Origin of the sequence: Flavobacterium sp. CG_23.5 (genome assembly GCF_017875765.1) — a bacterium.
Lineage (GTDB): Bacteria > Bacteroidota > Bacteroidia > Flavobacteriales > Flavobacteriaceae > Flavobacterium.
In genome coordinates this window covers 1327325-1351640 of the sequence record NZ_JAGGNA010000001.1, presented here as the reverse complement: position 1 = coordinate 1351640, position 24316 = coordinate 1327325, and the positions used below count along the sequence as shown (strand labels likewise).

Sequence of the window (24316 nt, the reverse complement as noted above, 5' to 3'; positions counted from 1 at the left end):
CTAACTTTTTTTATCATTTTATATTAATCGCTATCGCCAATATCCGCCATGGTATGTAAACTTAAAATTCTAAAACTTTCTTCTTTTGCTAAGGGATTTTTTTTAATTCCCCATAAATAATCACTAGCAAATTTGCGCGTTCGTTCTATATTTACAATTTGTTTTGGATAATCAATTCCAATATCAAAATTGTGGAATTTTTGATCTAAAAAAGTCATTTTTGATGGGTCGTGAATGAATTGTATTGGTAAATTTTTTAATTCGGGAACCCATTTTTTTATAAACTCGCATTCTGGATCGTGCTCCAAACTGTTTTTAATTGGGTTGTAAATTCGTAACATATTGACTCCAGTTTCACCTGCTTGCATTTGCAATTGAGGAAAATGAATTCCGGGCTCGAAATCTAAAAACATTTTTGATAAATGCTGGGAGGCCTCTTGCCAAGGTTGCCACAAATTATGAGTAAAGAAAGAAACCAGCATGGCTCTCATTCTAAAGTTCAAATATCCCGTTTCGTTCAAACAGCGCATAGATGCATCAATTAACGGAAATCCCGTTTGTCCTGTTTTCCATGCAATGATATAGTTTTCGTTTATTTTCTTTTTCAAAGAATGAAACCCTTTATTCACACTGCCAAATTCCATGGTTTCTTCCATTTCAAATTTTTGAATGAAATGAGCTTGCCAGGTAAGTCTCGAAATAAAGGAATCGATTTGTTTTTTATTGGAACAAGTCAATCGGAATGTGGCCGCTTTTTGCAATACTTGTCTGCTCGAAATATTCCCCCAAGAAATGTAAGGAGATAATCTACTGCAACTTTTTCGCGATAATAAAGGCTTTGAAATATTTTGGCTGTAATTGAAATACCGATCATCAAAGAATGACTGTAAATATTTATGGGCCATAGTTGAACCTCCTTTTTGAAAAATAGTATCAGGAATGGTATCAAGATTCTGCTTTTTCAATATATTTTCCAATGTATTTATGGCTTCAAGGTCTAAGAAGTTCTTCTCACCCGAATCAAAAATAAATTGAGGTTCATTCATGTAATTTTCCCATTTTGATACCCAGTTGCTGCGGTCTTTTAACTTTCTAAAAATACCGTTGTTAGTATTTTCAATCCAGTTGATTTGATTGTTTTTGCAAAAACGTTTAAAACTTTTATCTCTTTCGTAGGTGATTTTTAAACCGGTTTCCTGATGTGAAAAAACAGTGTCAATTTTATAAATTTCTTGAATAATATTAAATGTTTCAACTACTTCTGATGAGATGCTTAGGATTTTAGTATTCGAATTTTCCAACTGGGTATTGAGTGCAACAATCGACTGCTTAATAAAATTCCAATGTCTTTCACTGTAATGGGTATCTTTTTTCAAAGATTTTTCAAATACATATAGCAATAATGTAGGTTGACCAGTTTGTATGGCATTGTGCAGTGCTTCGTTGTCTTGCAAACGGAGGTCTCTTTTAAACCAAACTATATTTATATGTTTTCTATTTGTACTCATTGTTGATTTCCACCTTATTTTTCTTCGGCATTTTTTGCTACACTATTTATTTTCGTAACAATCGCTCTCCCTTTTCCCGCTTAGTAATATAGCGGTTGCAAACTATACATTCTTTTTCAGGCAAATTCCCTTTTTTATATTGTTTTGCTATTCGTACTTTTTATATTGATTCACCACAATTGTGGCTTTCAAGTCAAACATCAAATTATACAAGCCAAAGAAAGTTCTATTCATATAAATGAAATGTTTCGATCCACGATTGCCATTCATTTTTCGCAAATTGGTATCTTTTGCAAATCGTTCTCCTAATTTGGCTATGTTTTCAAAAAAGGCTTCGTCTGAAAAATCAAAAGTTTCTTCTTGAAAAGGTTTGGTGAATAGCGATAACAAATCATAAAACATCTCAGTGAAGTAGATTATTTCTTCTTTTGAATCATCAGTTCTGAGGATTTCTAATTCGAATAGTTTTTGATTGAATAACTTTTTGTTATCTATCACTTTTTTACTGATTAATTCAAAATAGGGAATGTAAAAATCATTTGGAATTTTTTTCATGCATCCAAAATCTAACGCGACTAACTGATTTTTTTCATTGATCAAAAAATTGCCCGGATGTGGATCAGCATGAACTTTTTTCAAAACATGAATCTGATACATATAAAAATCCCATAATGCCTGACCAATTTTTTCGCCAGTTGCTTGATCTGTGTTTGTTTTGGTGAATTCAGATAAATGTCTGCCTTCCATCCAATCCATGGTGATAATCTTATCCGAAGAATACTCCGGGTAATACTCTGGAAACACTAAATTTTTAATTTTCTTGCAGGCTTTAACGACTTCTTGACTTTGTTCTAGTTCCAATAAATAATTAGTTTCCTCAATTAATTTATCTTCTACTTCTTTAAAATATTTATCCGAGTCTTTACCCTGAAGATTAAACATCCTAATTGCTATTGGTTTTACCAAGGCTAAATCAGAAGAAATGCTATTGGCAACACCTGGATACTGAATTTTTACAGCTAATTTTTTTCCGTTCTTTACGGCTAAATGAACTTGTCCAATACTCGCCGCATTGACAGAATTAGAATTGAATTCATCAAAGATTTCGTAAGGTGTTTTACCGAAATTAGTTTTGAATGTTTTTAATACTAAAGGAGCTGAAAGTGGCGGAACTGAAAATTGTGACAATGAAAATTTCTCTACATAAGCCTGTGGTAAAAAACTTTTGTCCATGCTTAGCATTTGGGCAACTTTCAAGGCACTTCCTTTCAGGCTTTTTAAACCGTCATAAATATCTTCGGCGTTATCTTCATTTAACTTGTCACGAGTCAAATCAGAATTCACCATTTTTTCACCATAATATTTCAAATAGTTTACGCCTACTTTTGCACCAGTTTGCATCAGTTTAGTGGCCCTTTCAATTTTTGTCGTTGGGATATAATCTATCGTTTTCATTTATTTGTTGTATATTTTTTCTTTGAAAATAAATTTTCCAAAGTCAATTAAGCTATCAATAGGTGCGATATTCATCAATTCAAAGGATGCTTTAACAGATTTTTCAATGTAAATATCTGTTTTTTCAAAAGCCGGAGATGAATCATCTATCCAAAATTTCATCGTCAATAAAAGTTGGATCCACAAAGACTCTTGTATCGCTTTTTCCTGAAAATTTTGAAAACGTTCAATTTGTGTTCGCTCTTCATCCGTTATAATTTCCGAAACATATTTTTTGAAGCCAGTTCTAAGACCGGAGAGCTGCATAAGTTTTTTCAATTGATTAGTTTGGTCTTTCAAAATCATTACTACATAACTTCTGTTAGCAGTTAGTAATTCGAAAAAAGTAAAGTAAAAACTAAGCATTTTACTTTTCATATCATAAGTCTCGTAATCACTATTTTTGTTCAGTAATTCTACTGTTTTGTCCAAAAACATTTTGAATATTTCTTTTTCTATACTTTCAATAGTTCCAAAAAATGAATAAAACTCTGTTTCAGTAAAACCATTTGTTTTGGCAAAATGATAGACTGATTTAGGTTTTTCACTATTATCAAGCACATAATTCATGTACAATGAAACTATTTTGTCCTTTGTTATTGTTGATTTTTTAGTAGCCATTTTTATTAAATTTCTAATTAGAGTATAAAAGTACAAAATGTTTAATCATATTGTGTTAATGTTAAACAAAATTTAATATATTTTTTACATCAATATAAATGAGTAGCTTTACCGTATGATGAAAAAAAATGTATTAATAAGCGGTGGTTCTGGATTTATAGGGAAACATTTGACACAATTACTAATTGAAAGAGGATATAGTGTTTCAATTTTAAGCAGAAGTAAAAGACAAAATACTTCGGAAATTTCTTATTTCAAATGGGATGTCTCAACTCAATTCATTGACGAAGACGCTGTTCTTAACGCAGATTATGTGATACATCTGGCAGGGGAGAATATCGCAGAGAAAAGATGGTCTCAAAAACGAAAAGAGGCTATAATAAATAGTCGGCAACAATCGACTCAACTAATTTATTCGGTTCTTAAAAAACATAATAAAAAACTGGATGCTTTTATTTCCGCTTCGGCAATAGGAATTTATGGAGCTGTAAATGGGGAAGAAATTTGTACTGAGGACTCACCTTTGGCCAATGATTTTCTGGGTTCCACCTGTCAAAAATGGGAGGAAGGGCTTGATTTTATTGAATACTTAAACATTCGAACTGTGAAAATTCGTACCGGTTTAGTGTTGGGCAGAGATGATGGTTTTTTAAAAAAACTAATTCCTATTTTTAAGTGGCGACTTGGCGCAGCATTAGGTTCAGGAAAGCAATATATGCCATGGATACATGTTGATGATTTATGCAATATTTATTTTCAAGCTATTATTGATCCAACTATGAATGGTCCTTTTAATGCAGCGATTAATGACAATACAAATAATAGTATTTTCTCTAAAACCTTAGCGAAAGTTTTTGGTTACAAGATTTGGTTACCTAATGTACCTGCTTTTATATTAAAAACAGCAATGGGTGAAATGTCAAAAATTGTTTTAACAGGACGAAGAGTTTCATCTGATAAAATTGAAAAAACCGGTTTTCATTTTAAATTTAAAAATCTGGAAGAAGCAATTAAGGATTGTTTAGCAAAATAGGATTATTGTAAAACACAACGGATTTGTGTATTAACATTTTTAGCTATTTTGCTTCGCACTATATAAGGAATTTCAATTTTGAAATCATCGGTATTTAATGGGAAATTAGAAATAAGTTCAATTCCTTCGGCTACTTTTTTAATGGTTGCCGAAACTACAATTGCTTTTGATTTTCCATGAATAGTAATTTTACCTTTTATCTCGTACTCTTTCGAATTTGAGTCGATATTCTTCAAGTCAAATCTTTGAATTAGGCCTTTGAAAATAGCTTTTGGATAACGGGCACTTTCCATATAATTATTATTGAAGTGTTCCTGCATCAAACTTCTTTCAAATTGAAATTTTTTGATGTAGGCCAAACAAGTTATCTCGCCCGTTTTCGTAATCAAAACGCAAGATGTATTATCATTTATGGCTTTTACTTCTTCAAATAATGGTATCGAAGCTTCAAAATTAATAGTGCCCTTGTCCGAAATTAATTTTTCTTGGGCCAAGGTTGTAATAGATACAAAAATCAAGAAAAGGAGGGTAGATTTTTTCATGATTTAGATGAGTTATAGTTATCTTAAAGTTACGAAAAAAACGGCGAAAAAGTTCATTAAATTGGAAGAAATTATTTGATTTAAATCTATATTTTATTCCCATTTTTGAAAAAAGTATATTGGTTTATTCCTTTCTTTTTAATTTTACTATTTAGATCAAAAAAAATTATTATGCCTTTTTTAATTCTAGCAAAACATTGTATTTTTCTAAACTTTCCAAGCTTTCTTTAGAGCTGTAATCAAATACTTCTTCATGATAATCGCTTTCTTTTTTTAATGCTATCAATTTTAAGCAATTATGAAATCGCCTTACTTCGTTTAGATTAGAAATAATTAAACCTGGGACAGGCATACTTTTGCCTTCTTTATCTTTGGATACCATTGTAAAGTACGAGGAATTACAATGTTTTATTTTTCCGGTTTGAATATTTTCGGCTTCTACTCGAATGCCAATAATCATAGAACTGTTACCCACATAATTCACACTGGCTTTCATAGTTACCAGTTCCCCCACTTCAATCGGTTTTAGAAAATTTACCGTATCTACCGATGCCGTTACGCAATAATTTCCTGAAAACTTTGAGGCGCAGGCAAAAGCAATTTGATCTAATAATGATAAGATATAACCACCATGAATCTTGCCACTAAAATTAGTATGAGATGGCAACATCAATTCTGAAATGCTAATATTAGAGGAGGCCACCGTTTTAAAAGTAGTATTCATCGGTGTTTATTTTTGATTGAAAGGTGAAACTTCCTTTTCTACTGAGGTGATAAAATAGCGCGTATCTCCCCACCATGAAAACGTTTTATACCGTTCCACATAAGTCACTTTAACATAATTACCCTGTAATACTTTTAGGTCTTCAATTACTTTTTTTTCACTGTCTAAAACCGAAAATGAAAATATTTGGGTACCAGAAATTCCTTGGCTCAATTCTCCTTCCCATGTTTTTAAAACTACACCTTTATGGCTTAATTTTGTAAGTTGCCCGGAACGGATTCCTTCGCTAAAGGGAACATAATAGATAAAAGCAAAATAACTGATAAGGCCTACAGCAGCAACCGCTAAAATAATGGTAAGTATTTTTCTCATTTTTGTTTAATTTAATAATTGGTTTTCGTCTTTTTCAGCTCTAATTAATATGCTCTCGGGAAGTGCTTTTTTGGCTTTGGCTCCCATTTTTTTCAATTTCTCCACGCTTACAATCAGGTTACCTTTTCCTTCCACTAATTTATTCATGGCGCCACTGTATTCTATTTTACTTTCGTCAATTTTTTTACCAATTTTGATTAAATCAGCCACAAAACCTTCGAATTTATCATACAAAGCTCCTGCTTGTCTTGCAATTTCCAATGCGTTTTCCTGTTGTTTTTGGTTGGTCCACATACTGTCAATTGTGCGTAAAGTGGCCAGCAAAGTAGCAGGTGTGACAATTACGATATTTTTCTCGAATGCTTTGTTGTATAAACTAGTGTCTTCGTTTAGCGCCATCGCAAATGCCGGTTCGATTGGGATAAACAGCAGCACGAAATCAGGACTTTCTATTTGATATAAATCGTGATAGTTTTTGTTACCTAATTGGTCCACGTGGCGTTTGATGGAGTTTACGTGTTCTTTTAAGAAACTAATTTTTAAATTGTCATCTTCTTCGTTGATGTATTTTTCATAAGCGGTAAGCGATACTTTCGAATCGACAATCATTTTTTTACCGTCAGGCAAATTAATTACGACATCGGGGAAAACACGGTTTCCATCTTCCGCAGTATGACTGACTTGCACTTCGTATTCGCGTCCTTTCTCCAAACCTGATTTTTCTAAAACACGTTCCAAAACTAATTCGCCCCAATTCCCCTGCATTTTGCTGTCGCCTTTCAAAGCTTTGGTCAGGTTGATGGTTTCCTTGCTCATTTGGATATTCATTTCTCTCAAACCAAGGATTTGTTGGCGTAAAGCCGCATGATAATCAATACTTTCTTTGTGCGTGTCTTCGACTTTCTTTTCGAATAAATGAATTTTATCTTGCAAAGGAGTCAAGATATTTTTCATATTTTCTTTGTTCTGTTCGGTAAATTTATTTGATTTTTCCTCTAATATTTTATTGGCTAAATTCTCAAATTCCTTAGTAAACTTTTCCTGTAGTTTTTCTACTTCTTCTTTTTGCTCTTTGTTGCGTTCCCAAAGATTCTCAAAATCCACTTCTTTTTTCGAAAGCTGAATCGCCAGACTGTCTTTCTCGTTACGAATGATTTCTTTATCAGAATTAGTTGTTTCCAATTGTTTTTCAAAACTGAATTTGTCAGTAAAGATTTGTTCTTTTTGTTGATTAAACTGGGAATTTAAAGCGATTAATTTCTCTTCCAGACTAATTTTTTCCGACTGGAATCGGGCAGAGAAAATGAGTTTTCCTATGAAAACGCCAATGGCGAGAGCAACGATAAAAATCAATAAAAAAGGAAGCATATTAGACATAGAAATATTTTTGTTAAAAAAGTAAAAGTAAGGAATAATATCAATTTTAGGATTTAAAAGATATGTTTTAAATATTTTTTTATTTGCCAAAATCAGTCTTAATTATCAACTTTACAAAAAAAAAGCCAATAAGAAATTACATTCCTATTGGCTTTTCAAAAAACAAAACAAACGGTTATTCATCCAGCTTTATATTTCCTCTATCCTCTTTATTGTCAGGATGTTCGTTGGGATATCTATTTGCTGTAATATCAGAGTTGTGGTCTTCATTTTCAACAGTTCGCATTACTTCTTTTTCTGTGGAAACACCCCGACTCAAACTTTCGTTTTCATTCCATGTTCGTTCCTCGGGTTCAGGGATAGAAGCAATTGTCCCATCAACATTACGCGCTCTTTGAACAATTTTTTCGTTGCCATTGGCATCTATTTCTACTTCTTCTTTAAGATTTGATGTGGATGGATTATAGTCTTCAGGCAAGTTTTCGCTGCTAAATCCTTCATTTATATTTTGCTTATTATTGGTCTTTTTTGAACCTAAATCTTTGCTTTCCATGATATTTAATTTTAGTTATTACCTTAGTAATTGTTTATAATATTACGCCTTTTAAATGGGCTAATGCAATCATTTAACATAGCTTTTGGTTTGTGTACATCAATGTCATGTTGCTGTACTTTATATCAAATCAAAATAAAGAAACAATACAAGGAACAATTCAGAGCTTTTTTTCGGGAGAAGATTTTTTTTGAGTCGCTTAAAATTATAATCTTAGATTCTTTAAGAAAGGATTGGGACTATATAAAGACTAAAGATAAGATTAGGGTCTAAATCATTGACAGTATATTAACCCCAGAGTTGAAAGTTAACGATATATTTGTTGCGATTTAAATTTATGAAATGAAAAAGAAACTACACATTAAGACTAATAAATCATTTATCAAAAACATTTGTTTATGTTTTATGTTGGGTTATTTTGGAATGGCTACAGCGCAAAGTTCTACAAAACCGTATGTGGTCATGGTTTCTCTAGATGGTTTTAGATGGGATTTCGTTAAACATTTTAATTTGCCTAAGTTAACGAATATTGCTCAGGCTGGTGTACAAGCCAAATCGATGAAGCCTTCGTACCCCACTAAAACTTTTCCCAATCATTACGCTATAGTGACGGGTTTATATCCGGATCATCATGGTATAATAAATAATAGTTTTTATGATCCACAGCTGGAAAAAATATTTTCCTTGTCCAGTGATGCCAAAACCGACCCTCAGTTTTACGGTGGCAATCCCATCTGGAATGTTGCTGAACAGCAAGGAGTAAAAACGGCTTCTTTTTACTGGCCCGGTTCTGATACAGGGAAGAAAAGCCCCAGTATCTATAAAAAATATGACGACAAAGTTCCTTATGCTGTGCGAATTGACACGGTGATAGACTGGCTAAATCTTCCGGAGAATGAGAGACCTCACTTGATTATGCTTTATTTTGATGAGCCAGATCATACGGGACATAATTTTGGTCCCTTGTCTTTAGAAAATAAAAAAATGGTAACCAAGATGGATTCTGTTATTGGGGTTTTGACTAATAAGTTGGATGCATTACCTATTGGTAAGAAAATTAATTTAATCGTCGTTTCAGATCATGGGATGGCTGACATAAATGATACTAAAAAAGTGGCTATTTTAGATTATTTAAAACCCAATTGGGTTGGCTATCAGCAGGTGATCAATCCAATTATGAGTCTTGAAGCCAAAGCGGGATATAAAGATTCTATTGCTCAAGCATTGACAAAAGTACCTCATATTAAATTTTGGGCCGCTAAGGATTTACCTAGAAGGTTGCATTATGGAAGTAATCCTAGGGTTTTAGATTTCGTTGTGGAAGCTAAAAAGAACTATAGTTTGGTCACCAATATGAGCCAAATAATAAAAGGAGGAACCCATGGATATGATAATAACAACAAAGATATGCACGCTATTTTTTTTGCAAAAGGACCTAACTTTAGAATTGGAAAAAAGATCGGTACTTTCCAAAACGTGAGTGTATATCCTTTGATTGCTCATATTTTAGGTCTGCAGATCGAAAAAGTGGATGGTGATTTTAAAGAAGTAAATCAGATGTTACGTAAGGAATAATTTTTTTGTTTAGTTGTAGTTCTGTATTGTAGTGGGGTAATTTTTTATACGAATACAAAAAGGAAATGGTAAATTTGTAACCAATTATTATTTTTAAAATGACAATATGAAACAGCATCATTTCATTATTCATAAGCCTTACGGTTATTTAAGTCAGTTTATTTATGAGCTGAAACGCAAAAAAAAACTGTTGGGTGAATTGTATGATTTTCCAAAAGGAACGATGGCAATAGGTCGTCTCGACGAAGATTCAGAAGGATTGTTGTTGTTGACCACGGATGGTATGATGAGTGAAATCATTAGAAGCAAAAAAGTTGACAAAGAATATTACGTGCAAGTCGATGGGATTATCAATCAACAAGCTATTGACGAAATGCAAAATGGCGTGGAAATTGGTTTTAATGGAACCAAGTATATTACCAAACCCTGCAAAGCATCTTTAATACATGAAATTCCTGCCTTTGGAGCCAGAGGAAAAAAAATCAGGGATGAACGTCATGGTCCAACTTCCTGGGCTTCGATTACGGTCAATGAAGGCAAGTTTCGACAAGTACGAAAAATGTCGGCTGCTGTAGGTTTTCCTACTTTGAGATTGGTTCGCGTCCGAATAGGGAATGTCCATCTCAATGATTTGCAGGCCGGAGAAGTAATTGAAGTGGAAGATTTTCAATAAAAAATCAATTTCAATTTCAATGGCAAAATCAACTATTTAATCAACGGCGTCAATCAAAAATCAGCAATCGTAAATCAGCAATCAAAAATCTTTTAAAAATGTTAAACATCGTTTTAGTAGAACCCGAAATACCAAATAACACCGGAAACATAGGTCGATTATGTGTAGGTACGGAAAGTCGTTTGCACTTGATTCATCCTTTTGGATTTGTTATCAATGATAAAAATTTGAAGCGTTCCGGGTTGGATTATTGGGTATACCTCGATATAACGGAATATCAAAATGTAGCCGATTGGAAAGCAGAGATTCCTGATTTATCTCGAGTTTTTCTGATGAGTTCCCACGCTTCAAAATCCTATTTGGAGAATGATTTTGAAGATGGAGATTGGTTGGTTTTTGGGAAAGAAAGTAAGGGCTTGAGTGAGGAAGTTTTAAATCAGTTTCCGAATCATTTAACCATTCCCATGTCACCACTCATTAGAAGTTTTAACATCGCTAATTCTGTCGCGTTTGTCATTGGCGAAGCAAAAAGGCAAATAGCTTGTAAAGTGTAAGTTGAATATTTTAAATTGCAAGTAGGAAGATTTTTTTGAAGTAAATTTTATATATTTGAGTAAGACATTCCCTGATTTGGCAGTGTTTTTTCTGCCTTTAAATTTACTTTTATGATTGATAAAGTTATTCTTAGAAATACCATTTTTAAACATTTAGATGGCTTGGTTACGGCGCCAGTTGCCTTTGCTTTACATAAAAGTGGAGTGCTATCTTATATTTTTGATAAAAAAGAAGCCACTCTTGCCGATCTCACTGGTCATTTCAACGCAAATGAAGGCTATCTAAATGTAGGGTTGCGTGTTTTATGTTCCCAAGGATTCCTGAATTATCATGTCAATAACGCTGTAGACGAGATTAGATTTTCGATTAATGATAAAAGTGAAACTGCTTTTTCTATGTTTCATTTGTACGAAGATGTGGTTGATTTATTGCATTTCTCGATGCGATTTCATCCTCGATTATTCGAAGAGGCGCCTTTTGAACGTTTGAGAGTTATTTTCGAAAAATATAAAAATAATTATGGGATTTCATTCTTGAATGATCCTCAGACAAATACCATTCAACATCAGATTTTAACGCATATTGAAGGATGTTTAGTAGGGCCTACATTAGTTCGCCTTGGCATGAGTGGCATGTTTCATAAATATTTTATGGAGATTTCCTTCCGTCCCGAGGAATTTCATAAATCCCCCGAAAATTTCAAAATCATACTCGATTTCTTTGCCCATTTAGGTTGGTTTACCCAAAAGAATGGAAATTATCAGTTTACGGAAACAGGTCTGTTTTTTGCCAAAAGAGCCACAGCTTATGGAGTTACTGTTTCGTATTTACCTACTTTTAGTAAAATGGACGAGTTACTTTTTGGTAATCCAAATGTATTGCGAAATGTTGCCGAAGGAGAGGACGAAATTCATGTGGACAGAGAAATGAATGTGTGGGGAAGTGGCGGTGCGCACGACACGTATTTTAAAGTAGTGGATGAAATTATCATTAAATTATTCAATTTGCCAATAGAGGAACAACCCAAAGGAATTCTGGACATGGGTTGTGGAAATGGCGCTTTCCTGCAACATATTTTTGAGGTTATCGACAGGCAAACTTTGCGTGGAAAAATGCTTGATGATTATCCGTTATTTCTCGTTGGCGCCGATTATAATGAGGCGGCTCTCAAGGTAACTCGTGCGAATTTAATCAAAGCGGATATTTGGGCCAAAGTAATTTGGGGGGATATTGGTCGTCCGGATGTATTGTCTAATGATTTGATGGAAAATTATGCTATCGATTTGAAAGATTTACTGAATGTGAGAACCTTTCTAGATCATAACCGAATTTGGGAAATGCCAAATGATAGTAATAAAGATCGAATAAGCCAATCTACGGGAGCTTTTGCACATAGAGGAGCCCGAATTAATAATAATTTAGTAGAAGATAATCTATTGGAACATCTTAATAAATGGTCTCCATATGTTCGAAAATTTGGTTTGTTGATGATCGAATTGCATACCATAGCTCCTAATTTGACAGCTGCTAATCTCGGGAAAACGGCCGCTACTGCTTATGATGCGACACATGGTTTTTCGGATCAATACATAGTCGAAATTCCTGTTCTGCATAAAATAGCTGCTGAAGCAGGACTATTTCCGGATTCCAATTATTTTAAAAGATTTCCCGATTCAGATTTGGCGACGGTTAGCATTAATTTATTGAAAGGAAATTGATGAACCGATTTTATGTTAAATGCAATAATTGGATTAGAAATTATTAAAAAAAATAAATGAGGAAGTCTATTCAACTTCCTCATTTAAAATTAATAGGGGGTAGCTGCTCTGGCTAAAAAATCGCTTAAAGTTATTTTAATATTTCCAGTCTTAGAATCTCGATAAATATTATATCTTGATGGATAATTTCCCGCTTTTTCAAAAAGTTTTGGTTGCGAATAAGCCGCGCTAAAATCTGGATTTGCGGATAAATATTCCCGGGTAACCATTGGCTCAACAAAAACGATTTTCCCATCATAGGTGCCATAAACCATAACTTTAGTGAAAGGTAAATAGTTAAATGGAATAGGTAGCCAATGTTTTCCCATTTGTCCATAAACCGCACCTTGACCAGGTGGAGTAGCATATCCCAAAGGCATATAACCACCAGTAGTAATGGTAACAGGGCTATTTGTAGTACTCGTTGTGGTGGGTGGATAGATGTTAAATGCGGCATCAGCCGGACAGGAACACCAATCTGGAATCGCTAAGCGCTCTTCATTAGAAATTGTATAGAAATGAAAATCGAAATGTGGAGAATTGAATTCAGTATTTGTTGGGCCTCCACCATGGCCGTGGTTTTGCCAATTAAGCACTATGTGTTTAAAAGGGGTTAATTGCTTTGCTTTAATATGCAATGGAAGAACAATGGTTGGACCCTCTACACCCGGAGCATAATCCGGAAGTCCAGTTAAAGCTCCGGGAGACATTTCGATACCGATTTCATTTGGCAATCCTGTATCTTTTCTCACGCTAATCCAGGAACGCACACTGTCATTTCCAACAGCAACTTTAGGTCCTTTGAATACATTGAGTTTGTCCGAGCTCCATTTTTCGATAAAAGTTCGGGGTGTGGCTTTCAGTGAGTCATCGTTCAGCAACTCATCTTGAGCGCAGGAAAAAAGCAAAAATAATGACCCCAAAACGATAATTTTTTTTGGCATTGTAAACAAATTTTCCATGATTAAAAATTTTAAAAGGTTATTTTTAATGATGTAGATAAGTTAAGATTTGGGGAGATTAAAACGAACAACAAAAATACAATAAATATTATAACTATCTGATTAGTAGCGTTTAATTATTTAAAAATTAACAAAAAAGGTACTTTTGTCTGCGTTACAAAAAGCTGTATATTTATGGTAAAATGGATAAGCGGCATTTCTATGAAGAAAAGTATTTTTTATCACAAATTGACTTTGGAATAAAATGGCGGTAATATTAAATAATCATAAATTTTCCTTTATCGGCGTCAAAAACAATATGTTCATCTTTGAATAAGGTATTAAAACTTCCTTTTGCGATAAAATTACAAGGCTCGTCTTGAATTACTGTTTCAGGCGTCATAATAATCATTTCATCGCTCAACTGTATAGCCATATCGATGTCATGAGTAGAAAATAAAATGCATTTTCCAGTTTCGTGCGTGAGTTTTTTAAGTAGTTTAAAAAGGCTTACCTTGTGTAATAAATCGAGATGAGTTGTAGGTTCATCTAAAATTATTAGCGGTGTATCTTGTGCCAAAGCACGTGCAATCAATACTTTTTGTAATTGCCCATCACTGATTTCATAATGTTTTTTAGCGGCTAAATGGCTGATTTGTGTCAGTTCCATCGCTTCGTTCACTTTTACAATATCCGTATCAGTTAATTTTCCAATCCAATTGGTATAAGGCTGTCTTCCTAAAGCAATTAGTTCAAAAACGGTCAAGTTACTGGGAGGCAATTTTTCGGTTAGGACCACACTTAGATTTTGTGCCAAGGTCAAGGCGTCTATTTCGTGAATGTTTTGGCCGTTGAGCAAAATAATTCCGGAAATTGTTTTTTGAATTCCGGTTATCGTTCGTAAAAGCGTAGATTTTCCAATACCGTTTGCACCAATTAAGGCAATAAGTTTCCCTTTTTCTAAAGACAAATTAATATCTGAAGCAACAATTGATTTTTCTTTTTTATGAGAATATCCAATGCTGATTTCTGAAGCTTGTAAGATGATTTTGTTTTCCATTAGTTCATCATTTTACGTTTCCTAATTAATAACCAAATTACAATTGGCGCCCCAAAAATCGAAGTCACAGCATTGATTGGCAAAGTAATATCACTGCCGGGAAGTTGAGAAATACTGTCGCAAATCAACATGATAATAGCCCCGAAAAGCAGTGTGCTCCAAAACAAAACAGTATGGTTGCTGGTTTGGAAAACTAATTTGGCGATATGTGGCACGGCCAATCCAATAAAAGCAATAGGTCCGGCGTATGCGGTAATACTTCCGGCCAAAATACTGGTGGCAAAAATGATGATAAGTCTTGTTTTTGCATAGTTCAAACCCAAACTTCGGGCGTAGTTTTCACCCAAAAGCAAAGCATTCAAAGGCTTAATGCTTAAAAGACTTAATAATAGACCTACAGCCACGCATATGGATAAAATTAGAATTGATGTCCAAGACAAATTGCCGAGGTTACCCAAGGACCAAAAAGTGAATTTTTGTAATTGTTCAGCGGTACTGAAATAGGTTAGGGTTCCAACAATAGCGCTGGTCAAACTGCCAAACATTAATCCTACAATCAAGATGGCCATAGTGTCTCGCAGCCGATGTGAAACCGCCAAAACTGCCAATAAAACTAAAAAACTACCCAAACTTGAAGCTAAAACGATTCCATAAGAGGATAATAATATCGTCGCTATAAATTCAGGTAAAAAAGCGGCGCCTAAAATAACCATAGCCACACCTAAACTAGCTCCTGAACTTAAACCTAGAACATAAGGCCCTGCAAGCGGATTTCGAAATAAGGTTTGCATCAGCAACCCACTAATGGATAAGCCCATTCCAACCAGAATTGCAGCAACAGCTTTAGGTACACGATAATTGATTATGATATATTCCCATGCTTCTTTACTGGAATTTCCTCCGGTTAAACTATTAAAAACTTCTTTTATAGGTATAGAAACTGATCCTAAACTGATGTTGACCAGAAACAAGAAAACTACTCCGATGGCTAGGAAGATAAAGAGAAAAATATTTCGGTTTGTATCAGTCAATTTATTCTAATTTCTGAAAGAAAAAAAGTTGGTGATTTGGCAACAATTCAGGATGAAAAATTTTAATCAAATCTTTCAATACCCAGTCGGGGCGGGTAGGAGACCATTCGAAATATAAAATCCCGCCTTTTGCGCCTTTATTTATACCGTACGAATATACTTTTTTATTTTTAAATGATACAAATTGACTGTAATGTGGATTGCTGTCACTCATTTGTTTCAACGAAGAAAAATCGCCCGGAGCAATCCAGAAATCAGCATTTTGTGCCTTATCTAATATAGTTTCAAATGGTAATGGTAAACTGCCAGTTCCTTTACTATCAGCCCATAAATAGTTGGATTGCGCATCTTTCAAAAATAAAGCAGCCCAACTTTCGCCTTGAGGAACATACCATTGTTCTTGAAACATTGCACCGCTGAGAACCGTCGGTTTTGAGGTTGCTTTTTTGGCTATAGCCAAAGTGTTTTTGTATTCTTTTTCGATTTCAGAAAAGAGGGTATTCGCTTTAGAATCTAATCCATACAAAGCGCCAAAAAATTTAATCCATTCGGCTTTTCCTAGTGGAGATTGTTCGGTCCAATCGCCATTGAGCATTACCTTTAAACCACTTTTTTGTAAATTATCCAGCGTTGGATTACTGTTGTTTAAACCAAAACTGACAATCACATCTGGAGCCATGTCAATAAGAACTTCAGTGTTTAGCGTTTCATTTGTACCAACTTCTCTAACTTTTCCCGTATCAATTAATTTTCTGGTTTTCTCAGAAGAAATATAATCTGTATTAGGAAAACCAACCAAAGTTTTTTCCACACCCAACATTTCCAAAGCTGGAATGTGTGTTGTTGAGGTAACTACAATCGATTTTATTGGAACAGAAATAGCAGTAAATTGTTTTAAACTGTCGGGAATGATTCCATTTTTTTCTTGTAAAACATAGGTGAAATTTTCTTTGGCTTCAGGCCAAGGACTGGTAATTTTAACTATTGAATAGCCTTTGTATTTGTAGATTTCTAAGCCTTTTGCATAGTGAACTTCATTTTTTGAAGAAGTAATTATAGCATTGGAAGTTTCCTTATTTTGCTTGCATCCACTAAAAAAAATGACAAATAAAAAGAAGGTGAATTTTAAAAAAATTGTTTTCATAACATGATTTTCAAGAATTGCAAAGGTATATTTAATACTTTTTAAAAATCAAATTTTATTTTTTATTCAAATGATAAGGTTATATTTGTCGCCGTATTGAGGTTGCTGTTTTTGTTTTTCAAAACGGCACTAAAAGGGAATCAAGTGCAAATTTAGGAATTATGAATTTAGATTGAGGATTTTAAATCCCAAATCCCAAATCGTAAATCCCAAATTAAAAATCTTGGGCTGTACCCGCAACTGTAAGCTATAAAGCTTGTTGTTATCTACAAAACCATTGTTCAAATAAATTAGAATTAATGATTTAGGAATTAGGATTAAATAATCCTTAATGAATAAATCTAAAATCCTAAATCAAGAATGAGAAGGTAAACAACAAGACGCAAGCCAGGAGACCTGCCTATTACATCGAGTATCAAACTTTCGGGAAAAAAGGTTTGGGTATGGGTAATTCTATGCTTTTCTCCCACTTTTTAGTCATGTAGCAGTTTAAAAAATCGGACTGTTACTAAATGTTTTATTAAAATGAACAATAAAATCGTTCGTATTAGTGCGTTATGCGTGCTAATAACTTCTTGTGCTTTTGCGCAAAAAAAAGAAACTATTTCAACTCAAAATGAATTGAATGAAGTAGTAGTTTCCGACTCCAAATTTGCTTTAGCAAAGGAAAAATCAGGAAAGGTGATTACTAAGATCACAGCTGAAGACTTGAAAAAAAATGCTGGACAAAGCATTGCAACTATTCTTAACACGGTTGCCGGTTTAGAGATTAACGGAAGCCACAGTGTAGCGGGGAAAAATTTAGGCTACTACATTCGGGGAGGAAAGAACAATCAAGTACTTATTCTTATTGATGGAATTCCTTTAAACGATGCTTCGGGAATTAGTTTTGAGTATGATTTACGTTTGCTTCCCGTTGATCAGGTAGAAAGTATTGAGATTATGAAAGGAGCTGCAAGTACTTTGTACGGTTCTGGCGCTGCGACTGGTGTAATCAGTATTACTTTGAAAAAATCAGGTAAAAAAGCCATTGAAGGAAATGCGTATTTGAACATTGGAACAAATAATACAGCATCTACCAAAAAAACTTCCGCACAGGATTTTAATCAAGGTTTTTCAGTAAATGGCAATGTGAAGAAAGTCAATTATTTTGCTTCTTTGAATAGTACTGAGACCAACGGAATTTCTCAAATTGCACCACCAAATCCAAATGCAAACTATGAAGAGGATGGTTTTTCGCGGATCAATTATTTAGCAAAACGGGGGTATAAAGCAACGGATAAATTGACGCTGGATTTCTTTGGTAATTATGACCGAATCAAAAATGATTATGATTATTCTTTTGATAATACAGGTTCTAATGACACGAATTTAAATACTACAAAGTCTGAACAATTTCGTTTTGGTTTTGCACCAAAATACAAGTACACAAAAGGAGATTTTGTACTGAATTCAAGCTTTAACAAAATAGTTCGTGCCTATAATGATTTTGACACCTATTCAAATAAAGCAGGATTTTCACAATACGATTCCAGAAGCGTGAATGTGGATGCCTATAATAAATATGAAGTTACGCAATCCCTATTTTTTGTTACTGGTGCTCAATATCAGTTTCATGACATGAATAGTGTAACGCCTTATGGGAATATTGCTAAAGAGAAAACCAAATTTAATATGATTGATCCTTACGTTACAGGGGTTTTTAATTCTGATTTTGGTTTGAATCTAAATATTGGAGCGCGTTTAAATATCCACAGTCAATATGGAAATCAATTGGTGTATAACGTCAATCCTTCTTATGATTTCAAATCGATTCCATTAAAGATTTTAGCTTCCTACAGTACAGCGTTTGTGACACCTAGTTTGTACCAATTGTATTCCGAGTATGGAAATGCAGATTTGACACCAGAGAAAAACAGTACGATTGAAGCCGGCTTTGAAACACACTTTTTGAATAAAAAAATCCGATTGAACGCAGTAGGTTTTTATCGTGAACAAACAAATTTTATTGGATTTTATTCCAATCCGGTAACATTTAAATCAAATTACATCAATATTGATGGAATGAATAAAGCAAAAGGTGTGGAAACCGAAGTCTCTTTTGCCTTGAGCGAAAAAATAAAGTGGAATTCTAATTATACGTTTACACAAGTTGATACTGCATTAGACCGACTAATTCCTAAGCATAAAGTCAATTCGTCGTTGGATTTTCAAATAAATAGCAGTCTGTTCTTTAATGTGAATTATCAATATGTGGATGGCAGAAAAGATGCGTTTTTTGATGGAAACACTTATGAAACAAAAAAGATTGTTTTAGGATCATATCAATTAGTAAATTCGTCCGTACGATACGAATTGATAAAAAATAGGCTATCCGTTTTTGGTGCGGTAACTAATATTTTAAACGCTGATTTTGTAGAGAATGTTGGTTATAGTTCCCTTGGTAGAAACTTCAAATTAGGATTGAATATCAAATTATAATGCAATAAAGTAGAGAATCAAAAAAGGCTTTCAGTGATGAAAGCCTTTTTTAAGATGTATTGTTTTTATTTCATTTCCGAAATGAATTCTGAAATGGAATTTGCAATTTTATTTTGCTGCTGGTCATCAATCAAATATTTCTTGTCATTCTCATTTGTTAAATAACCCAGCTCAACAATTACGGCCGGAACATCTGATTTTTTAAGGATGTAGAAAGGACCGGTTTTTACAGCTGATACTTTGAAATTAGTATTTTTTGAAAATTTATCGTTTAGCTGATTGGCAATTGCATGTGATTTTTCAAAAAATTCAGTTTCTTTTGCCACAAAAAACTCTAAACCGGATGTTTTGTTATTTAAGCTTGCATTTACATGCAGGGATAAAACTAAATTAGGTTTTAGCTTATTAATAAAATCAGTTCTATCTTGAAGTGATAAAGATTTATCATCATTTCTGGTAAAATGGATTTCTACATTTTTATTGGAAGATTTAATTTTATTAGTGACTTGCTCGACAATTTGTTTTTCAGAAATAGCGTTAGCGGTTACTCCAAAATCATCTCCACCGTGTCCTGCATCAATTACCACAATTATTTTTTTGGGCTCTGCGGGTGTAGGATTCATAAAGGCAAAAGAAGTAATTGCAGTCAAAATCAAAAATAATTTTGTTGTGTTTTTCATTTGTATTTCTTTAAAATATTGACAGTCAATTAATAACGGGTAAATCTATCTTTTAGTATGTTATTTTAAAGATTGCAAGAGCCCTTCAGGTGCTTTGTCAAGATACATTTGGTTTTGTAATCCATTTATAGATTTTACATCTGTAAAATATTCGAAATCTTTTTCCGGACTTTGTCTTAGCATTTTTACTGTTCCTGTGATTTTTCCAATTGCAGTACTTAATAAAGGCTCCGTTGTGTTACCAAGAATATCTAGATTGCCTAAGTTCTCTTTCAATTCATAAGTAGGTTTCAATCCGTTGAAGTAATCACCAAAACCTGCGGAATTTACAATTTTTAAAACAATAGGTTGCATGGCATAGCGATGATTCGGGTTTCTATTGTCTTTGCCAAAAGTAGGCGAGTCATATAATGTAACTGAACCCACATTTTTTCCAGTAGTTATGTCGCCAATTTGTACAACCTCCATATACGGTTTCAATCCATTAATCACCAACTCACTTGCCGAAGCGGTACTTTTTGTGGTTAAGATATAAATTTTAGTCAAATTCAAACTATTAATAGTAGTAGATCCTATTTTGTCCGTAAAATTGTTTTTTAACGCATCCGGGTTATTGGTTTCAAAATAGCTGTTGATTTTTGGATTCCATTGTTGTTTTGCAAATATCTGCCCAGTATATTGTCCCGTAATCATACTTGCTAAACGGGTAGCTGTAAGAACTGAACCACCTGAATTATAACGTAAATCAAGAACTAAATCAGTAATTCCTTGCGATTTTAGTGTGCCAAAAGCATCGTTTAACTGATTGTCATAATCGGCATAAAAACCATTATACATCAAATAGCCTATTTTATGAGTGCCTGAAGTGATTACGGTATTTAGTGAAATGGGATTTTCAGCTAAAACTGTTTTGGTCAATGAAACCGTTTTTCCGTTTGGGGTAATTGCTCCATTATTATAATCGGCAAGGTTTAACGTATAACTTTCGGCAGCAAGTAAAGTTTGATAATTACTTGCGGTAAGTTGAGTTCCGTTTATTGCGTAAAAGATTGCTCCACGCTTGATGTCTTTGGTTGATGCATCTGAACCAGGAATAATATATCTTACCCAACCAAATATTTCAGTAGTGCTTCCGGATTTATATCTTAAGCCATAATCGACTCCAGTATTTTTAGTAGTTCCTTGCAGTACTCCTTCTAATTCTAAATAATCACTTACAATCCAGCTGAATCTATCAATAGATTTGTCAACTCTTAAAGCATCAAATAAACTTTCGGGAGTTGAATAACCTGACAAAAAAGTATTCAGTTCTGCCTGTGAGGCAAAACGGTCGTCAGATAGATTAGGGACGTCAGCTTGCCATAAATAGTATTGGTTTAGTCCTTTCCAAATAAAATCTTTGATAGCAAGATCCTTTGGTGTAGCGACATCATCCATATCTTGACAGCCTTGGAAAGTAAAAACCGCTAAGAATAATAAAAGCGTAAATTGGAATATTTTTTTCATGTTTGGGGTTTCAATATCTAATATAAACGTAAAAATACTAACTTTAGTTTTATTTTCTCTTCTTTGTAACAAAAAGAAACATGTATCGTCTTTATAATATAACCGCTTTAATAAATACTCTTTATGAACCAAAATGAGTTTGTGCAGCTAACCAATCCATTCAAAGACAAAGTTTTTAGACTGGCTAAGCGATTGCTGACAAGCACGGAGGAAGCCGAAGATGCTACTCAAGAAGTTTTGGTAAAGTTGTGGAGTAAAAATGGAAGTTTGGATGGTTTTAACAGTGTAGAAGCTGTTGCGATGACAATGACAAAAAATTATTGTTTAGACCAATTAAAATCAAAGAGAGCAGGAAACCTAAAAATCGTTCATACTAATTTTACTGATAGAGAGCCTAGCTTAGATAAAAAAGTAGAAGATGTTGATAGTTTAAATTGGGTGGAAAAAATAATCAACCAGTTACCGGAACAGCAGCGAATACTAATTCAGATGCGGGATATAGAACAATATGAATTTGCGGAAATCGCAAAAATAGTGGAGATGAATGAAACAGCCGTTCGCGTGGCACTTTCAAGAGCAAGAAAAACGATAAGAGAAAGCATGACAAAAACGCACAATTATGGAATTAAATAAAATAGAAATACTAGTAGAAAAATACTTTCAAGGGGAAACCAGTATTGTTGAAGAAAATGAATTACGTACTTATTTTTCTTCAGTGGATGTTGCGCAGCATTTAGAACAATACAAGCCTATGTTTGGTTATTTATCTCTTGCAAAAGAACAAAAGTTGAGACAAGAAATCGCCTTACACGCAATCCCTAAGTTTCGAGAGGAGGGTAAAAAACGTAATGTAGCGTGGTTATCAATTGCCGCTTCTGTTGTTGTTTTGTTGGGAATAGGAACGTATGTGTTTTATAATTATGATAATGCAAGTGAGAAGCAAGATTTAGGAACGTATGATGATCCTGAGGTTGCCTTTAGACAAACACAAAAAGCATTAGACTTATTATCAAAACATGTAAATGTTGGCATAGAAAGTGTAAAGTATGTTGAAGAATACCAAGAATCAAAAGAATTAATTTTTAAACAATAAAATAAAAAATAGAAAAATGAAAAAATTTATAATAACATTAGTAATAGTATTAGTTTCAAGTCCATTTTTTGCTCAAGCGGCTTTTGATAAATTCGACGGACAAGACGATGTGACTTCAATTATTGTCAACAGAAAAATGTTTGACTTGATGAGTAAAGTAAAAGTTGATGCTTCTGACAAAGAAACACAACAATACATGAATTTGATAAAAAAATTAGACAACCTTAAAGTTTTTACAACCAAAAGTACCAGAGTAGAAAATGAAATGAGAGCTACAGCTGAGAAGTACATAAAAACTGCCGGACTAGAAGAGTTGATGCGCGTAAATGACAGCGGTAAAAACATTAAAATATTGGTAAAGTCGGGAGCGACGGACTCTAAAATTAGAGAACTCCTGATGTTTATTGAAGGAGCGAAAAATGACAATACCGTTTTAATGTCTTTGACCGGTGATTTCGATTTGAATGAAATTTCGATTCTTACGGATAAAATGAGAATTCCTGGCGGGGATGATTTGAAGAAAGCAACAAGAGGTAAAAAGTAAGATGAAATCTTTTTATACCATAGCGCTACTCTTCAGCTTGTTTTTGATCAGTTGCAACTCCGAGCCTACATTGCAGAAATACTTTGTAGAAAATTTAGAAAACAAGAATTTCATTGCTTTGGATGTTTCTCCAAGTATATTGAATGTGGATAAAGCCAAACTATCTGCGGAGCAAAACGGAGCTTTGAAGTCCTTTGAAAAGATGAATGTATTGGCTTTTAAACTGAATGGAGCCAACAAAGCGCAATTTGAAGTGGAACGCGCTAAAGTAAATTTGATTTTAAAGGATAAAAAGTACCAACAGCTTATGAAGTTTGGTTCCGGTAAAGAAGGTGCTTCTGTAAGTTTTGTGGGTACAGATGAACATATAGAAGAGTTTGTGCTTTTCGCCAATAGGAAAGAAACGGGTTTTGCAGTGGTTCGAATTCTGGGAAAAGATATGAATCCCAATAATATTATGACGATGCTTTCGGTTTTAAAAGAATCTAAAATCGATATGGAACAGTTAAAACCTTTGCAGGAACTGCTTAAAAAATAGAATGACTTTCATATAACTATGAGCGTCTCGGTAATTTACCGAGGCGCTTTTTTTGTGGTAATCATTTAAAGATAAGATTCGATGATATTTGCCTATAATGCATTTTTAAATAAGTTTTAAAAGATATATAATATAAGTTAAACGCTGTTTGTGAGGTGTTTATGTGTCATTAAATACGAAATTGGAGTTGTAGGAATCTTAGTTTAATTAATAAACGCAATAGATTAAATTTTTAAAAAAATCACTAAAAGTTGGTATTGTCTAAACAACATTATACTAGTTCCTTTGTATTAAAATAGATTTTTAGTATTGTATTTATAAATTCATTATTGTTTAAAAAATGGCTGTAACTGAAGATAGAATTGGAAATAGTGATCTAATAAGAAAAGAGTATAAAAACAACAAACTATTTTTATATTTAGGTACCTTTTTTATTATAGCTGCGGGTTTATCTATTGGAATTTTAATAGTGATGGCTCTTTTAGCAAAGCTTGAAGGAAGCTATTGAATGTCA

Annotated in this window: 25 protein-coding genes and 1 riboswitch; of the genes, 11 read left to right on the top strand and 14 right to left on the bottom strand. The window is 33.6% G+C overall.

Annotation, left to right across the window (positions count from 1 at the left end):
- Positions 1–23 precede the first annotated feature (23 nt).
- From H4V97_RS05750 to H4V97_RS05735, 3 genes are all read right to left on the bottom strand, one after another.
- Entirely contained in the window at positions 24–1508 is a 1485-nt protein-coding gene (locus H4V97_RS05750; RefSeq protein ID WP_209549163.1) for a cryptochrome/deoxyribodipyrimidine photo-lyase family protein, read from the bottom strand.
- 147 nt (positions 1509–1655) lie between these two features.
- Entirely contained in the window at positions 1656–2963 is a 1308-nt protein-coding gene (locus tag H4V97_RS05740; RefSeq protein ID WP_209549162.1) for an ABC1 kinase family protein, read from the bottom strand.
- Positions 2964–3623, bottom strand: coding sequence for a TetR family transcriptional regulator C-terminal domain-containing protein (locus tag H4V97_RS05735; protein ID WP_209549161.1), 660 nt, complete (start codon positions 3621–3623; stop codon positions 2964–2966).
- A gap of 115 nt (positions 3624–3738) precedes the next feature.
- Here H4V97_RS05735 and H4V97_RS05730 point away from each other — a divergent pair, with 115 nt between their 5' ends.
- Positions 3739–4656, top strand: a complete 918-nt coding sequence (locus H4V97_RS05730) for a TIGR01777 family oxidoreductase (protein ID WP_245345198.1) — start codon at positions 3739–3741, stop codon at positions 4654–4656.
- 2 nt (positions 4657–4658) lie between these two features.
- Here H4V97_RS05730 and H4V97_RS05725 read toward each other — a convergent pair whose 3' ends face one another.
- The 5 genes from H4V97_RS05725 to H4V97_RS05705 form a co-directional block, all read right to left on the bottom strand.
- Complete coding sequence (locus H4V97_RS05725) at positions 4659–5198, bottom strand: YceI family protein (protein ID WP_196850212.1); 540 nt, start codon at positions 5196–5198, stop codon at positions 4659–4661.
- Between the two features lie 169 nt (positions 5199–5367).
- A complete protein-coding gene (locus H4V97_RS05720) occupies positions 5368–5922 on the bottom strand; it encodes an acyl-CoA thioesterase (protein ID WP_196850213.1) in 555 nt (184 codons plus the stop codon).
- A 6-nt stretch (positions 5923–5928) separates the two neighbouring features.
- Positions 5929–6294, bottom strand: a complete 366-nt coding sequence (locus H4V97_RS05715) for a 6-phosphogluconate dehydrogenase (RefSeq protein ID WP_196850214.1) — start codon at positions 6292–6294, stop codon at positions 5929–5931.
- Positions 6295–6300: 6 nt separating this feature from the next.
- Positions 6301–7671: a DNA recombination protein RmuC gene (gene rmuC / locus H4V97_RS05710; protein ID WP_209549160.1), complete on the bottom strand. Its 1371-nt coding sequence runs from the start codon at positions 7669–7671 to the stop codon at positions 6301–6303.
- Between the two features lie 175 nt (positions 7672–7846).
- On the bottom strand, positions 7847–8224 hold the full coding sequence (locus tag H4V97_RS05705; RefSeq protein ID WP_196850216.1) for a hypothetical protein: 378 nt from the start codon (positions 8222–8224) through the stop codon (positions 7847–7849).
- Positions 8225–8566: 342 nt separating this feature from the next.
- Here H4V97_RS05705 and H4V97_RS05700 point away from each other — a divergent pair, with 342 nt between their 5' ends.
- From H4V97_RS05700 to H4V97_RS05685, 4 genes are all read left to right on the top strand, one after another.
- Positions 8567–9799: an ectonucleotide pyrophosphatase/phosphodiesterase gene (locus tag H4V97_RS05700; RefSeq protein WP_245345197.1), complete on the top strand. Its 1233-nt coding sequence runs from the start codon at positions 8567–8569 to the stop codon at positions 9797–9799.
- A gap of 106 nt (positions 9800–9905) precedes the next feature.
- Positions 9906–10472, top strand: a complete 567-nt coding sequence (locus H4V97_RS05695) for a pseudouridine synthase (RefSeq protein ID WP_209549159.1) — start codon at positions 9906–9908, stop codon at positions 10470–10472.
- A gap of 98 nt (positions 10473–10570) precedes the next feature.
- Entirely contained in the window at positions 10571–11026 is a 456-nt protein-coding gene (locus H4V97_RS05690) for a tRNA (cytidine(34)-2'-O)-methyltransferase (protein ID WP_209549158.1), read from the top strand.
- 111 nt (positions 11027–11137) lie between these two features.
- Positions 11138–12745 (top strand): class I SAM-dependent methyltransferase, encoded by a 1608-nt coding sequence (locus H4V97_RS05685; protein ID WP_209549157.1) that lies wholly within the window; start codon positions 11138–11140, stop codon positions 12743–12745.
- Positions 12746–12834: 89 nt separating this feature from the next.
- On the opposite strand, the gene H4V97_RS05680 is transcribed toward H4V97_RS05685, so the two are convergent.
- The 4 genes from H4V97_RS05680 to H4V97_RS05665 all read right to left on the bottom strand — a co-directional run bounded on the left by H4V97_RS05680 (position 12835) and on the right by H4V97_RS05665 (position 16960).
- Positions 12835–13746 (bottom strand): DUF5602 domain-containing protein, encoded by a 912-nt coding sequence (locus H4V97_RS05680; RefSeq protein ID WP_209549156.1) that lies wholly within the window; start codon positions 13744–13746, stop codon positions 12835–12837.
- Positions 13747–14002: 256 nt separating this feature from the next.
- Positions 14003–14785, bottom strand: a complete 783-nt coding sequence (locus tag H4V97_RS05675) for an ABC transporter ATP-binding protein (protein WP_196850222.1) — start codon at positions 14783–14785, stop codon at positions 14003–14005.
- The gene (locus H4V97_RS05670; RefSeq protein ID WP_196850223.1) at positions 14785–15816 is read right to left on the bottom strand and encodes a FecCD family ABC transporter permease; all 1032 of its coding nucleotides are present in this window, start codon (positions 15814–15816) and stop codon (positions 14785–14787) included. Before H4V97_RS05670 ends, H4V97_RS05675 begins: the two co-directional genes overlap by 1 nt.
- A 1-nt stretch (position 15817) precedes the next feature.
- Positions 15818–16960: an ABC transporter substrate-binding protein gene (locus H4V97_RS05665; protein WP_196850224.1), complete on the bottom strand. Its 1143-nt coding sequence runs from the start codon at positions 16958–16960 to the stop codon at positions 15818–15820.
- Positions 16961–17042: 82 nt separating this feature from the next.
- Positions 17043–17379: riboswitch (cobalamin riboswitch) on the top strand.
- A 106-nt stretch (positions 17380–17485) separates the two neighbouring features.
- Between H4V97_RS05665 and H4V97_RS05660 the strand changes: the two genes are divergently transcribed.
- The gene (locus tag H4V97_RS05660) at positions 17486–19441 is read left to right on the top strand and encodes a TonB-dependent receptor plug domain-containing protein (protein WP_209549155.1); all 1956 of its coding nucleotides are present in this window, start codon (positions 17486–17488) and stop codon (positions 19439–19441) included.
- 65 nt (positions 19442–19506) lie between these two features.
- Here the strand turns inward: H4V97_RS05660 and H4V97_RS05655 are convergent, their stop codons facing one another.
- Together H4V97_RS05655 and H4V97_RS05650 are read right to left on the bottom strand one after the other, a co-directional pair.
- Positions 19507–20121: an N-acetylmuramoyl-L-alanine amidase gene (locus H4V97_RS05655; RefSeq protein WP_196850226.1), complete on the bottom strand. Its 615-nt coding sequence runs from the start codon at positions 20119–20121 to the stop codon at positions 19507–19509.
- A 60-nt stretch (positions 20122–20181) separates the two neighbouring features.
- A complete protein-coding gene (locus tag H4V97_RS05650) occupies positions 20182–21627 on the bottom strand; it encodes a S41 family peptidase (protein ID WP_196850227.1) in 1446 nt (481 codons plus the stop codon).
- 123 nt (positions 21628–21750) lie between these two features.
- Here H4V97_RS05650 and H4V97_RS05645 point away from each other — a divergent pair, with 123 nt between their 5' ends.
- The 5 genes from H4V97_RS05645 (at position 21751) to H4V97_RS05625 (ending at position 24310) form a co-directional block, all read left to right on the top strand.
- Positions 21751–22260 (top strand): RNA polymerase sigma factor, encoded by a 510-nt coding sequence (locus H4V97_RS05645; RefSeq protein WP_196850228.1) that lies wholly within the window; start codon positions 21751–21753, stop codon positions 22258–22260.
- On the top strand, positions 22247–22720 hold the full coding sequence (locus H4V97_RS05640) for a hypothetical protein (RefSeq protein ID WP_196850229.1): 474 nt from the start codon (positions 22247–22249) through the stop codon (positions 22718–22720). Before H4V97_RS05645 ends, H4V97_RS05640 begins: the two co-directional genes overlap by 14 nt.
- A gap of 16 nt (positions 22721–22736) precedes the next feature.
- Positions 22737–23264 (top strand): DUF4252 domain-containing protein, encoded by a 528-nt coding sequence (locus H4V97_RS05635; RefSeq protein WP_196850230.1) that lies wholly within the window; start codon positions 22737–22739, stop codon positions 23262–23264.
- 1 nt (position 23265) lies between these two features.
- Complete coding sequence (locus H4V97_RS05630; protein WP_196850231.1) at positions 23266–23802, top strand: DUF4252 domain-containing protein; 537 nt, start codon at positions 23266–23268, stop codon at positions 23800–23802.
- Between the two features lie 340 nt (positions 23803–24142).
- Entirely contained in the window at positions 24143–24310 is a 168-nt protein-coding gene (locus H4V97_RS05625; RefSeq protein WP_196850232.1) for a hypothetical protein, read from the top strand.
- Positions 24311–24316: the final 6 nt, after the last annotated feature.